This is a genomic window from Clostridium sp. (assembly GCF_036569345.1).
In the GTDB taxonomy this organism is placed as follows: domain Bacteria; phylum Bacillota; class Clostridia; order Clostridiales; family Clostridiaceae; genus Clostridium_AD.
In genome coordinates this window covers 1-13,474 of the sequence record NZ_DATCQT010000069.1, presented here as the reverse complement: position 1 = coordinate 13,474, position 13,474 = coordinate 1, and the positions used below count along the sequence as shown (strand labels likewise).

Below are 13,474 nucleotides of genomic sequence, written 5' to 3'. Positions count from 1 at the left end.
CTATAAAATACCAGCAAATATTTTTTTCTTATACTTTAGTATTTCATCAATTACTTCCTCTGTACTCTCAAGTACTATGTACTTCTTTCCATTTACCAAAGTTATTAATGTTTCCGGCATTGTTTCAATTTTTTCTATAACTTCAGCATTTAAAACAAATTCTTTTTTATTTAATCCTGTAAGTCGTATCATGGGCGCCCTCCTATGATATATTCTGTTATTTAGTTTTAAGAAATTTTGTAAGTCTTAAATACTAGAAACATCTAAGACTTATAACAAATTCACATTAATTTATATATTTTATACTATCTCTTTAAACCTATTATATCCTGTAATATTTCATCTCCAGTATTAATTGTCTTACCCATTGCCTGGAAAGCTCTACTAGCAACTATCATATCTGTAAACTGCTCAGCTAGATCAACGTTTGACATTTCAAGCATTCCTTGAAGCATATCTCCGTAACCTCCGCTGTTATCTTGAGTAGCACCAACTCCTGATCTAACAACAGCTGCTCCTGAATTAGAGGTGTTTGTAAATAAATTCCCACCTTCCTTCTTTAGCCCTGCCGGATTCTTAAAGGAAGCCATAGCGATTTGTCCGAGAACTGATACAGACCCATCTTCTAAAACTGCTTTTATTTCTCCATCCTTTTCTATAGAAAAAGTTGTAATTCTTGAGGTGTGTGCTGAAACAGCTGCAGAATAATTAGCACTTGGGGCTGTTCCAACCTGAGCAACAGCTGCAGCATAGTTAGGATCACCGACTACACCAACCTGAGGAATTGCTGCAGCATAATCAGCACTTGCAGGTGTTCCAACCTGAGCAACAGCTGGAACGGTAATTACATCTGGTATTACAAGAGGTATTAGGGTTGAACCTGCTTTATAAGTTCCGTTTGCATTCACATATACTGATGTCGGTTTGCTAGCAGCATATGTTAAACTAGTAGACGCAGGAGACGTTGATGTTGAACTAATAGCATATCCTAAAACTCTTAATCCATCAGAATTTAACAAATTACCTTTATCGTCTAAAGTTAAAGCACCATCTCTTGTGTAAGATATACTCATTCCAGTAGTACCAGCAGCATTGGTAGCAGGCACTGCTCCTTTAGCCACCATTAAATAACCTTCTCCATCCACAGCAACATCTAGATTTCTAGATGTTGGCTGCATCATACCTTGACCAACCATTGTATCTATTCCTGCAATTTGTACTCCTAGTCCTATCTGCTTTGCGTTAACTCCTCCTTGGTTTGTTGATGATGAGGATGATTCAGACATACTTTGGCTTACCATATCTTGAAATCTAACTCTTGAACTTTTAAAAGCTGTAGTTCCAACATTAGCTATATTATTTGCTATAACATCTAATTTTGCCTGATTTACTTTCATACCACTTATTCCAGCATATAATGATCTTAACATAATATTACCCCCATTTTTTTAGTAATTACTTTGCTTCTGTCATTCCACAAAGTTAAGCTCCCTAAAAGGTCCAGCTTATATCATAACTACACTATCTATATTGGTTATTACATTTCCTGTACTTTGATTTTTATCCATTGCGGTAATTACAGTCCTATTTTTAATACTAGTAATTAACGCCATGTCCTTATATAGTATTAAGGATTGTTTAGCACCTTTACTGTCTGCCATATTGATTCCCTCATTAATCTTCTTCATATCAACATCATTCAAATCAATATTTCTACTATTAAGCCGTTGTGCTGCATGAGACGATATTGTAAAACCTTCTTTTTTTATCTGCTTATCTAAAATTTTATTAAAGTTATTTTCATCTTTATTAGCTTTAGTATTTTTATTTTGCAGACTAAGGCCCGAATAATCAGGAAAGTTTGCCGTTGAATATAATTTTCCATTTACAACTCTATAAGACATATTGAACATCACCTTACCATTTTAATTAATAACATTTATCCTACTTTTGAAATGTCATTGTAACTTATATCCTTAGTAACTTCCTCGCCATTTTCTTGATAAGAAATAGTTAAATTAGTTCCAGCTGTAGCTTTAGTAACACTTTTAACAGTTCCTGTATAAACTTTACCATCGGCTAAAGCTGCCGTCGTAACTTGTTTACCCATTAAACTTATAGCCGAAGAAAATGCTGTATTGCCATTTAAATTAGTTAATGTAGCATCTGGTACATCTATAACATCTGATAAGGTGTCAGCTGGGAAATCTTTTGTAGTTCCATCTGCCATTTTCACTGCCATATAAGTCGTACCTGAATCTTTATAAACCGCCTGGACAGTACCACCATATTGGACTCCTTTTTCATCATAACTACTAAAGGCTACTAACTTACCAGTAAGTGAAGTTGCGTTTGAAAAGGTCATAGTGCTATTTAAATTAGACATTTGTTCGAGAGACGAAAATTGTGCCATTTGAGCTACAAATTCTGTACCGTCTTTAGCATTCGTGGGATCTTGGTTAGTAAGTTCCGCAGAAAGTATTTTAAAAAAAGAATTTTGGTCCATTGCCGCACCTTTCTTTACAATAGTAGTTCCCCTTGTTGTAGCCCTTGTTAAAGCAGCTTGATCTGCACTTGAAAGTGTTGTTGTCATTTATATCACCCCTTAAATATTTATTTTCATCTGTATTTGTACGCAAATCGTGACTAAACAAACTTATTTACCTGATTGTCCTCTATAACATAGTTATTGCTTATAGCAACATCATCGTCTATAACAATATTAGTTTTTGAGTTATTATTTTGTTTTCCATTGCTATTATTGTTTTCATTAGGGTTCTTGTTAAAAAAGGTTGAATCCTCATAGACATTAATATCTAAGTTTTGAATTTTAATATCCATATTTTTTAATCTATCCTGAACGTCTTGAATATTCTGATTCAACAAGTTATAAGTTTCCTTATTTTGAGCCAATATACTAGCCTTCATAATTCCACTTTCCATAGTAAGTTTTATTGTTATTTCTCCAAGTTCTTTAGGATTCATTTTTACTGTTAAATTCTTAATATTATTTAAATCCATAAATTTTATAGATTTAATAACATCTACTTCAAAATTATTTTTATTAATTACTAAGTTTGTGTTTTGTACTTTAGTTGTATACGAAGTTTTTACCTCTTGAAATTGATTCATAAAATTAACTACTTTTGATATTTTTACATCATCTTTATCTCCACCAAGCAATTTATTTAGAAATTTTTCATCAAAATTACTGCTCCCTGAAGATTTATTGTCTTTTTTAGAATCAGTGGAACTCTGCATTTGATTTTTAGAAATACTTTCAGAAGTTGTCTTTGTACTTTGTTTTATTACCATTTTTATTAAATTGTCTTTTATTGATTTGTCTTCACTATTTTGACTACCAGTTTGAAGAATAGGACCTTTTAAGTTTAAATCAGATTGTCCCTCCTTAACCTCAGTAGTTAGTTTTTGTAGCACCCCAAGTATTTCAGAAGAAACTTTGTTATTTTCCTTTTGCTTTTCCATCAATGATACTATTTCATTAAGGTTATTTTTTAAAGTACCCTTCTCATCAGAAGTTAATTTTTCTCCACTTGTTAATTGTTCTCCGACTTTTAATTGTTCAGTATTGATAGAATTTATTTCAGTTTCCGAAGTCTTAGTAACTGGAGTTTTGTTTATACTTTGAACCATAAAGGTCAAAGATTGTAGTAACTGCTGCATTTTTGCCATTTCATCGGTAGATTTATCCTTACTTTCCAACTTTCCTGACGACTTCTTAACATTTTGCTTTAACACATCAATAATTTTTTTTAGAGCATCAACTATTTTCTTACTATCTTTGCTAGCCAAATCCTTTGGCAATTTATCAATGTTTTGCTTTAGTTCTTTAATAGATTCTTCTATATCATTGTTTTTCTCTGTGTTTACCTTATCGCCAGTGTCCGATTCATCCAAACTCTTTGATGTACCGCCTTCTACTTTAGTTTTTCCAACATCATCACTTTGATATTCGTTATTTGCTTTATCCAAGTTCTCACTTTTTGCTTCATCTAAATTTTCATTTTTATTATTTGTTTTATCAACATCATCATTTGATGAATTGCTAGATTGCAGTGTTTGATCATCTAAAGCCTTTTTAAATTCTTCTTTTCTATCTGGTTGTTTTGGTATATCAATTTTTGTAGGAGTAGGATATGTTATTACATTATTACTTACATTCACTTTTCTCACCTCCCTTACTAACACAATAGTGTTAACACAATAGTGTTAACACACATGGAAATAAATAACCCCTAAGTATGTCCGCCTATTCTAGGCGTGTCTATTTATTTCCATGTGCATTTCGGTTATTTCTAATAAAAGCAAAAAGTGCAAACTCATCATTACTTTTTTGCTCTATCAAATTTTGTTCTTTTAGAAAAGCAAACTTTTGCTTTTCTTTCAAAATTTCTACAGTTTTTTTTTCGACTTGGCATAACTTCAATTTTTCTCTTTTTTGATCTAATATTTTACCTTTATCTTCTAGTATCATTGTATTTTTATCAATTGAATAGTTTAGAGCATTCAAATAGTTTTGCTTAATCTTCTGATTAATAATTGATTCATAGCCATCTATATTTCTATGAATTTTGTAATTTTTTTGTAATTCTTTCAGCTCATTTTCCACAATGTTTTTTTCTCTTTGTGCTTCCTTAAATTCAATTTTGCTTTTATCTTCAAAATCTTTTCTAATATCAAGAAGTTTTTGAAGTCTGAACTTGTATGCCTCACCCAATATAAAAACTCCTTTCTTAACAACCCACGAAGTAACCCACACAAACCTTTAATCAAACATATTTTTCAGGACATTTATACTAACCTCAAAATCTGTATTATCCTTTGTATCCTGCTTTAAAAATGTTTCTATGCTGTCATTATACTTAATTGCATTATCAATTTTTTCATTGCTACCTTTTACATAAGCACCAATATTTATTAAATCTTCGGAATCTTTATAAGTTGCCATTAAATCTCTTGCCAGAGAAGCAGCTTTCTTATGCTCCACTGTAGTTATCTCAGGCATTAATCTACTTACACTACTTAGAATATCAATAGCTGGGTAATGGTTTTTAGCAGCGAGTGCTCTAGATAAAACTATATGTCCATCAAGAATTCCACGTACAGCATCTGCTATTGGTTCGTTGAAATCATCACCATCTACAAGGACAGTATAAAAAGCTGTAATAGACCCCTTATCTGACATTCCGCTACGTTCCATTAGTTTAGGTAACATTGCAAAAACAGATGGAGTATAGCCTTTACTAGCCGGAGGTTCCCCAATAGCTAGTCCTATTTCCCTTTGTGCCATAGCAAATCTTGTTACAGAATCCATCATTAGGATAACTTTTTTCCCTTGATCTCTAAAATATTCTGCAATAGCAGTTGCTGTAAATGCACCCTTTAATCTTACTAATGCTGGTTTATCAGAAGTTGCACATACGATAATGGACTTTTTCATGCCATCGATTCCTAAATCTTTTTCTAGGAAATCCCGAACCTCACGTCCTCTTTCTCCAATAAGTGCAATAACATTTACATCTGCTTTTGCTCCTCTTGCAAGCATTCCAAGAGTTGTACTCTTACCTACTCCACTTCCTGCAAATATACCAACTCTTTGACCTTCCCCACATGTTAAAAATCCATCAATTGCCCTAATTCCAGTAGGCAAAATTTCTTTTATTCTCCGCCTCTTTAAAGGATCTGGAGGAGACGCATTCAAAGAATATGCTGTGTATTTAGTAATTTCACCGCCATTTAGTGGGTTCCCTAAGCCATCTAGAACTCTTCCAAACAACTCATCAGAGCATTTAACACTCAGTGGACTCCCAGTTGGTACTACTCTACATCCTGGTGATATACCAACTAGTTCTCCAAGAGGCATTAAGATTACATCCTTATTCCGAAATCCAACAACTTCGCAAGGTATCTCATCATTTGATATATTATAAATGTTACATACTTCACCAACAAAAGCTGTTATTCCCTGAACTTCAATTGTAAGTCCTATAACATTTTTTACCACACCTTCAGAATAAGTGAAGTTAATATCCGGAATTTTTTTCAGTAAATATTCAAAATTTAGAGCTATCATAATGACCCTCGCCTTTTCTATACTTGTAATTGCTCTTCCTGAAATATTTCTATTATTTTTTCTATACCATAAGATATACTTACAATACTTTTACCTGTTTCTTTCTCAATTACAGCAGTTCCATCATCTAAAAAGTCATCTTCTATTACAAATATATCACCTTGAAACGCAAGCTTATTTTTATAGTTTTCAATTTGGCTCTTTACCATCTCAAAATGAGTTTTATTAACTTTTATAATGTATAATTTTATATCTCTTTCAGTCTTTAAATTATTAAAAATCATTTCATTTAATGTATCTGCTGCTTGTACTTCTTTTTTTAATATATTCTCAGCAATAGTTACAATTAATGCTTTTATATGTTTTTCTTTTTGTAATAAATAATTATTATATTCTGATTTTGCCTCTAACAATATAGAATCAGCCTTGGACTTCACAACCTCAGCCTCTTTCATAACTATGCTCATAGCTTCGTTATATCCTTGTTCATAACCTTCCTTATTGCCTTGTTCTTTTCCCTCGTCATAGGCCAAAGACTTTATCTCTGCAGCGTCGACAAGGGCCTTCGATCTAATTGTTTCACTTTCACGTCGTGCAGTTTCTATAATATTACTTGCTATATTTTCATAACTATCCATGTCAGCATTGTTAACTTGGTTGTGAGCATCCATAATTCCCATGGCAGGTGTTCTACTTAACTGGGTATTTATTTCCTTGTCGCCCTGATTTGTAACTCTTGAATTTTTTATTACATTAAAGGACAATTGAATCCTCACCACCCCTTGAAAGTACAATTTCACCTGCTTCATCTAAACGTCTTAAAATTCCAACAATTTTTTGTTGTGCTTTTTCAACATCCATAAGCCTTACAGGTCCGAGGAACTCCATATCTTCCTTTAGTGAAGCTGCTGCTCTCTTTGATTGATTTTTGAATATACTGTTTGATACTTCTTCTGAACATCCCTTTAATGCAAGAGATAAATCCTTAGTATCTACTTCTCTTAAAGTCCTTTGTATTGAAACATCATCCAATGTAACAATATCTTCAAATACAAACATAGATTCTTTAATCTTTTCTGCAAGTTCTGCATCTTCTCTTTCAAGACCCTCTGTAATATTTTTTTCTGTGGTTCTATCTACTTGGTTTAAAATACCCACCAAAGATTCAATTCCACCAATAACCGCACTATCTGTTCGAATAACAGAAGATAATTTTCCATTTAAAACTTTTTCAATTTCTTTGATTACCATAGGAGAAATACTGCTCATAGTGGCTATTCGATAAGATACATCACTTTGCAAATCAAGTGGAAGCTCGGCCATAATTTGAGCAGCCTTATCTGCCTGCATATAACACATAATAAGTGCTATTGTTTGCGGGTGTTCATTAGATATAACATTCAAAAGTTGATGCGCATCTGCTTTCCTTGCTATTGCGAAGGGTCTATATTGTTGAGTTTCTTCCATAACCTTGTCTAATATTTCCTTCGCCCTCTGTGCACCAAGTGCTTTTCCAAGCAAATTCCTTGCATAATCAATTCCACCTTCTAAAAGAAAATCCTTAGCTTTATTCATTTCCATAAACTCATCTAAAATTACCTGTCTTTGCTCTGCTTTAACTGAAGTTATATTTGCAATTTCATAGGTAATCTTTTGAATATCCTTTTCCGGTAATTTTTTTATTATTCCCGATGAGGCGTCTGGGCCCAAAGTTATAAATAATATAGCTGCTTTTTGAATTCCTGTAAGTTTTCCACCTTTAGCCACTATTTATCACCTCTCATCTTCTGTAAGCCAAGACTTAATTATATCTGCAACCTGTTCTGGTTTTTTTGCAGCATACTCCTTAACTTGCTTTTCCATATTAGATTTTTTATCACTAGATTCAAATTCAATAGGAGCAAATACTTCTTGTTGCTTCGGAGTAATATTATCTCCAATTGTCATATCAATACCACCAGAAATTGATTCTGTTTTATTTTTAGATCTACGAAGTACAATTAACAAAATAATAAATACTAAAATAGCTAAAACCCCAAATGCAATTCGAGTATATAACACTTTAGCCGCAGCTGCTTTGTCAGCATTCGCTATATCAAGCAGTGCCTGCTGAGCCGTTTTTTTAGCATCAGTATTAAAGTTCAAACCTTCTATGCTTATAGTATCTCCTCTGGCCCCAGAGTATCCTGTAGCTTCTGCAACTAAATTATTTACAGAAGTTCTAGTTGCTTGGTCTAAATTACCATCGAGTACTACTGAAGTAGTAATTTTTTTAACTGCTCCTGGTGCTGTCACTATGTTGTCAACTGTTTGTGAAACATCATAATTTTTTGTACTATCTTTGTTCACAATGGTTCCATCTTTAGTAGTTGTTGGCGATGTGTTTTGCGTCGCATTATCTACAGGACTAGTTGATAAACCGGTGCTAGTACCGCCGTTCCATGTTTCAACATCATGCGAACTTACGACCGCTCCCTTTGTAGCATATGTAGTTGATTTCCTTGTAAGTGCATCAAAATTAAGATCTGCATTCACAGAAACCTTCACCCCATCTTTATATACAGGAGCAAGTACATTCATTATCTTATCTTGTAAATCCTTTTCAACTTGTGCTTTTAATGCTTGCTGCGCATCTGTAGAATTAGTTACAGTATCCTTTTGTTTATCATAAAGTCCATCCGTTAAAAGTTTAAAGTTATCGGATATTATACTCACGTTTTCCTTTGGAAGATTCTGCACAGCTCCAGTTAGTAATGCAACTATTGCCTTGACCTGACCATCATTAAGCGTAGCACCTGCTTTAAGTTTTAATACCACTGATGCCGTAGCGGGATCAGTTGCTTTGACGAAAGCAGTATTATCTGGTAAAACCAAATTAACTTTAGCCCCTTCAACTTCCGAAAAAGATTTAATAGCTCTTTCAATTTCACCAGATAATGCTCTTTGGTACATAATTTTAGTTTGTGCATCCGTAGGTGCCAATTGACTAGTATCAAAAAGTTCAAATCCCTTACTTCCATCAGTAAGGGGAACCTCTGACATAAGTTGCATTCTAATGGTATCGATTTGTGCTTTAGGCACAAGTATACTGTTACCACTTACCTTATAACTCACCTTATCCGTTTTTAACTGTGTCAGCATTGCACCAGAATCCTGTGTTGACAAATTAGAAAATAACACATCATATTTAGTTGAAGATGCTGCTACTATAAAAGAGATAATGGCTATTAGGATTACGCCCGCAAGTATAGTATAAGATATTTTTTTGTTTTTGCTTAAGTTTCCCCAAACTTGCGAGAACTTATTTCTCATTTCAAGTAGCTTGTTCATATTCTTACTCCTCTCCTATATCTGCATTTTATTAAATGCATCATAGGCATCTACAAGTTTATTTCTAATTTGTACAGCCAAGTCTAAAGACAACTTTGCCTCTTGAGTAGCAAGCATTACCTTTTGAACATCTGTTTCGTCACCCTTTATAAACTTTTGGGTAATATCATCTGCAGCTATTTGCTTATCATTAACTCCATCTAATTTTTCTTTTAATGTATCTAAAAAACTAGTACTATTAGCACTAGAATTATCAGTATTTACATCAGGTGTTGTTGCATTGCTTGCATTAGTATTGTTTACATTAGTATTAATAATCATAAAACACCTTCCTATTTACCTATTTCTAAAGCTTTAGAAAACATACTTTTCTCAGCAGCCATTGCACTTACATTTGCCTCATATGCTCTTGTAGATGCAATCATATCTGCCATTTCATTTAAAATATTTACATTTGGCATGGAAACATATCCATCTTTACCTGCATCTGGATTTGATGGGTCATAGACACGCCTTAAAGGAGAAGGATCATTTTCAATACCAACAGCCTTAACTCCTTTAAAACTTGTTTTGTATGTACCAGTACTTTTATCAAATTCTTGTTGCAAGTTTTCTTGAAATACTGCTACTTTTCTTATATAAGGTTGTCCATTTTCTCCTCTAGTAGTGGTTGCATTTGCTACATTAGAAGCTATTGTATCCATTCTTAATCTTTCTGCTGTTAGTCCACTTGAACTTATTCTCATTGCCATAAAAGCATCATTCATAATTTACTACCTTCCCCCTCCTATAACATAACTTGTGAGTGAAATCTTACTGTTAACCTGTGAAACAAGAGCATCATACATTAAGGTATTTGCTGCTTGATTAGTCATTTCAAGATCTATATCTACGTTATTACCATCCTGCCTAGCGCTAGTAGTCTCATCTCTGTTCACTGTAATTTCCCCACTGCTACTACCTGCTTGAATATGTTTACTATTATCAGTTTTCATTGTATCTGCGGCCATGTTGTCATTTAATGTCTCCTCAAATGTAACATATAACGCTTTGTAGTTTTTTGTATTAATATTCGCAATGTTATTTGCACTAACTTTACTTCTTAGTGCAGAGGCATCCATACTTTTTTTCAATAAGTCATATGTATCTCCACTTGTAGACGTTCCAATTATATTCACAATCATCATCTCCCTTAATGTATCATTTATACATATAATGAATTATTTTTCCTTGATGATAATATATTCCACTTTATAACCATAATTATATACTATTTTGTTATAATAGTGAATATTTATTTCATTATTTTTTTTAACCAAATTAACTTTAAAACTCAAGTTGCAACATTCCACTATTAAAGTACAATTTTCAAGGTTTATGTTTATCTTCTGTTAACTTATACCATGTTAATATTTTGTCTTTATTCCATAATTATATTATACATTATTGTTGCAATTTGTCTATAAATTAATTCATTAATACATAGTATATACGCGTTTTAAGGGTTTAAGTTGCATGAACAAGATGTTAACTTTTAATTAAGGTCCTGAGAACGTCACCTATTTGTAAGAATTTAAAATTGTAAAATAAATGTCAAAAAAAATAAAAGAACCCTGAAAACCGAGTTCTTTGTCTACTTCTAACATTATATTTTTTAACTTTATGAGTTCTTTATCTGCTTCTAATATTTTCTAATACTTTTAATGCATCTTGAGGTAATTGATTTGATTGGACCATCATTGCAGTCCCAGCTTCAATTAGAATATTATCCTTAGAATATTCCACCATCTCTGTAGCTATATCTGTATCTCTTATTCCACTTTCAACAGCTTGTGTTTTATCTGATATCTGCGTTATAGAATCATAACTACTTTGAAATCTATTCTCTAAAGCTCCAAATTTACTTCTCGCACCAACGATAACCTTTATGGCATTGTCTAGACTGTTTAGTGATTCATCTGTCTTATTTACATCTACGGATGTAAGATTTAGTCCTTCTACAGCTGTAGTTAGGTTATATATAGGTATGTCAACTTTTTCTCCTACATTAGCACCTGTAACCATTTTTAAAGTAGAAGTACCATCATTTTTACCACCAGATAAAAGCTTAACTCCATTAAACTCAGTATTATTTGCCATATCATTTGCTCCAGCTAACATTTGGTTTATTTCACTTTGTATATCCTTTTTATCCGAATCAGTTGTAGCTCCTCCAGCTTGTACTAATAATTCTCTAACCCTTTGCAAACTACTAGTAATACCATCAAGACCCCCTTCTGCAGTTTGAAGCATACTTGCCCCATCTTGACAATTATTCCCAGCCATTTGAAGCCCTCTTATCTGCATTCTAAATCTCTCGCTTTTAGCAATTCCATTAGGATCTTCTTTTGCGCTATTTATTTTAATTCCAGAAGATATTCGCTGTAAAGATGAACTCTGTTTAATTAGATTTTTACTGTATTCTCTATATATATTTATAGATGCTGTATTAGTATTTATTCTCATAAAATCAACTCCATAAAAGTTTTTTTAACTACTCTCTATTTTAATATATCGGAGATAATGTATTTTACTTTAGATATTTTATTAAACTACTATTCCCAATATTGCAATCTTTGATTTATACCTATGCTTTATATACGTTAATATACCATCACATCTTGCGGGAACAAACTTAAGGAACTTTCAAAGGATATCATGGCATCCTCCTTTGATACCCTACCACACACAAGGTCTCTATATAACATATACAACTTCAAATGAAGTTCTGGACTTGAGTGCTTAACTTCAACCATTTTTTCATATATTATATCCTCAACAGATGATTTAGTACCTGAATTAAGAATACTAGAAACAAAACTCTGTAATCCTTCCACTTTAGCTTGTAAATATGGTTCCGGGCAAAGGATACTTATTTCATTTAATTCCCTAATAATTTTCTCTATTGATTCTACTTGAATGGAAACTTGATTATTTCTGATCAAGGAACATCGCCTTCCTCTCCATATCTTAAAGTTATCTTAATTTAAAGTAATAACTATCTATGGTCAATTATTTATTAATTTACTTCATACTTCGTTTAAAGTACTAATAACTTTACATAAAATATAAAAAACTCTCTAATTGTATTCATTGAATGGGTGCAGCTAACTCATCTCCTGCAACAAAATGAGCACCAACAACTATCATCCAGTCATTAATGCTCATTCTAATATTTTCTATATATAATGTTACGTGCATTTAATATATTATTTTACAGCCTTTAGTTTTGCGATATCTGCCCAATTATTTGCTGTAATAATTTCCACACTACTCATGTCTTTTCTCATGCTCTTAATTTCACCTTTAATTTCTGCAACTTCATGCTTTAAATTTTCCTGCTCAGCAGATATAACATCAGTTTTATGTTCTAAAGCTCTCAATATTTGAGTATGCTCCCCCTGGGTTGTTTTAATTGATTTCATATCACCTTGCATTGATTTCATATCACTTTGCACTTCTTTCAGAATATCTAATATTGCCTTATCCACAAATCCACCACCTAAATCTTTTTCTTATATTATATCATATTCCAACTGAAGTTAAAATAATAAATTGTGTTTTAAAATAAGTGCTTTAGTTCTTCTTTTCTTTTCATTCCTATGCCCATGTGTCCAAGTTCTGTCCTACATTAGGGTCAACTGCAACGTTCTCCATTATTTTTGTCAGCTGAATAGCATTTTCCTTAACAGTGTCCATCGCCATCTTTATTACTGCAATCCCCACATTTTACTGTAATCTTGATTGACTCATTATCATTGATAATGCCACTATATCCATTTTATTACCTCACATTTACCCTAATGCCAAACTTTACACCGTCGAGTAGACTCAGTGAATCGCTTCACCAAGCCCCTCACAGAACCGGACGTGAGTCTGTCTAACAATTAATACAGTAAGTTTTAAATCAAAAAGGAATTAGCTCATTGGTGTCGAATATATACTGTAAGGGGTTGATACGATGCCATTTATTGTAGGAGAAGATAGATTCCAAATTAAATTATTGCCTAA

At 32.7% G+C, this 13,474-nt stretch carries 17 protein-coding genes; all 17 read right to left on the bottom strand.

The window, feature by feature from the left end; all coding sequences use genetic code 11:
• The 17 genes from VIM70_RS07085 to VIM70_RS07005 all read right to left on the bottom strand — a co-directional run bounded on the left by VIM70_RS07085 (nt 1) and on the right by VIM70_RS07005 (nt 13,189).
• Nucleotides 1–192, bottom strand: a complete 192-nt coding sequence (locus tag VIM70_RS07085) for a flagellar FlbD family protein (RefSeq protein ID WP_331945043.1) — start codon at nt 190–192, stop codon at nt 1–3.
• 113 nt (nt 193–305) lie between these two features.
• A complete protein-coding gene (locus VIM70_RS07080; RefSeq protein ID WP_331945042.1) occupies nt 306–1,430 on the bottom strand; it encodes a flagellar hook-basal body complex protein in 1,125 nt (374 codons plus the stop codon).
• Between the two features lie 75 nt (nt 1,431–1,505).
• Nucleotides 1,506–1,904 (bottom strand): TIGR02530 family flagellar biosynthesis protein, encoded by a 399-nt coding sequence (locus tag VIM70_RS07075; RefSeq protein ID WP_331945041.1) that lies wholly within the window; start codon nt 1,902–1,904, stop codon nt 1,506–1,508.
• A 35-nt stretch (nt 1,905–1,939) separates the two neighbouring features.
• The gene (locus VIM70_RS07070; protein ID WP_331945040.1) at nt 1,940–2,593 is read right to left on the bottom strand and encodes a flagellar hook capping FlgD N-terminal domain-containing protein; all 654 of its coding nucleotides are present in this window, start codon (nt 2,591–2,593) and stop codon (nt 1,940–1,942) included.
• 53 nt (nt 2,594–2,646) lie between these two features.
• On the bottom strand, nt 2,647–4,185 hold the full coding sequence (locus VIM70_RS07065) for a flagellar hook-length control protein FliK (RefSeq protein ID WP_331945039.1): 1,539 nt from the start codon (nt 4,183–4,185) through the stop codon (nt 2,647–2,649).
• 100 nt (nt 4,186–4,285) lie between these two features.
• The gene (gene fliJ / locus VIM70_RS07060) at nt 4,286–4,738 is read right to left on the bottom strand and encodes a flagellar export protein FliJ (protein WP_331945038.1); all 453 of its coding nucleotides are present in this window, start codon (nt 4,736–4,738) and stop codon (nt 4,286–4,288) included.
• Nucleotides 4,739–4,786: 48 nt separating this feature from the next.
• A complete protein-coding gene (gene fliI / locus VIM70_RS07055; RefSeq protein ID WP_331945037.1) occupies nt 4,787–6,094 on the bottom strand; it encodes a flagellar protein export ATPase FliI in 1,308 nt (435 codons plus the stop codon).
• Nucleotides 6,095–6,111: 17 nt separating this feature from the next.
• Nucleotides 6,112–6,858 (bottom strand): hypothetical protein, encoded by a 747-nt coding sequence (locus VIM70_RS07050; protein ID WP_331945036.1) that lies wholly within the window; start codon nt 6,856–6,858, stop codon nt 6,112–6,114.
• Complete coding sequence (gene fliG / locus VIM70_RS07045) at nt 6,848–7,861, bottom strand: flagellar motor switch protein FliG (RefSeq protein WP_331945035.1); 1,014 nt, start codon at nt 7,859–7,861, stop codon at nt 6,848–6,850. Before fliG ends, VIM70_RS07050 begins: the two co-directional genes overlap by 11 nt.
• Before the next feature lie 6 nt (nt 7,862–7,867).
• Entirely contained in the window at nt 7,868–9,424 is a 1,557-nt protein-coding gene (gene fliF / locus VIM70_RS07040; protein ID WP_331945034.1) for a flagellar basal-body MS-ring/collar protein FliF, read from the bottom strand.
• 15 nt (nt 9,425–9,439) lie between these two features.
• Nucleotides 9,440–9,745, bottom strand: a complete 306-nt coding sequence (fliE, locus tag VIM70_RS07035) for a flagellar hook-basal body complex protein FliE (RefSeq protein ID WP_331945033.1) — start codon at nt 9,743–9,745, stop codon at nt 9,440–9,442.
• Nucleotides 9,746–9,756: 11 nt separating this feature from the next.
• A complete protein-coding gene (gene flgC, locus VIM70_RS07030) occupies nt 9,757–10,191 on the bottom strand; it encodes a flagellar basal body rod protein FlgC (protein ID WP_331945032.1) in 435 nt (144 codons plus the stop codon).
• Between the two features lie 6 nt (nt 10,192–10,197).
• On the bottom strand, nt 10,198–10,608 hold the full coding sequence (gene flgB / locus VIM70_RS07025) for a flagellar basal body rod protein FlgB (protein WP_331945062.1): 411 nt from the start codon (nt 10,606–10,608) through the stop codon (nt 10,198–10,200).
• 487 nt (nt 10,609–11,095) lie between these two features.
• Nucleotides 11,096–11,929: a flagellin gene (locus VIM70_RS07020; protein ID WP_331945031.1), complete on the bottom strand. Its 834-nt coding sequence runs from the start codon at nt 11,927–11,929 to the stop codon at nt 11,096–11,098.
• A gap of 137 nt (nt 11,930–12,066) precedes the next feature.
• Nucleotides 12,067–12,408: a hypothetical protein gene (locus tag VIM70_RS07015; protein WP_331945030.1), complete on the bottom strand. Its 342-nt coding sequence runs from the start codon at nt 12,406–12,408 to the stop codon at nt 12,067–12,069.
• A gap of 264 nt (nt 12,409–12,672) precedes the next feature.
• Complete coding sequence (locus VIM70_RS07010) at nt 12,673–12,954, bottom strand: hypothetical protein (RefSeq protein WP_331945029.1); 282 nt, start codon at nt 12,952–12,954, stop codon at nt 12,673–12,675.
• A gap of 109 nt (nt 12,955–13,063) precedes the next feature.
• Nucleotides 13,064–13,189: a YjfB family protein gene (locus VIM70_RS07005; protein WP_331945028.1), complete on the bottom strand. Its 126-nt coding sequence runs from the start codon at nt 13,187–13,189 to the stop codon at nt 13,064–13,066.
• Between the last annotated feature and the right edge of the window lie 285 nt (nt 13,190–13,474).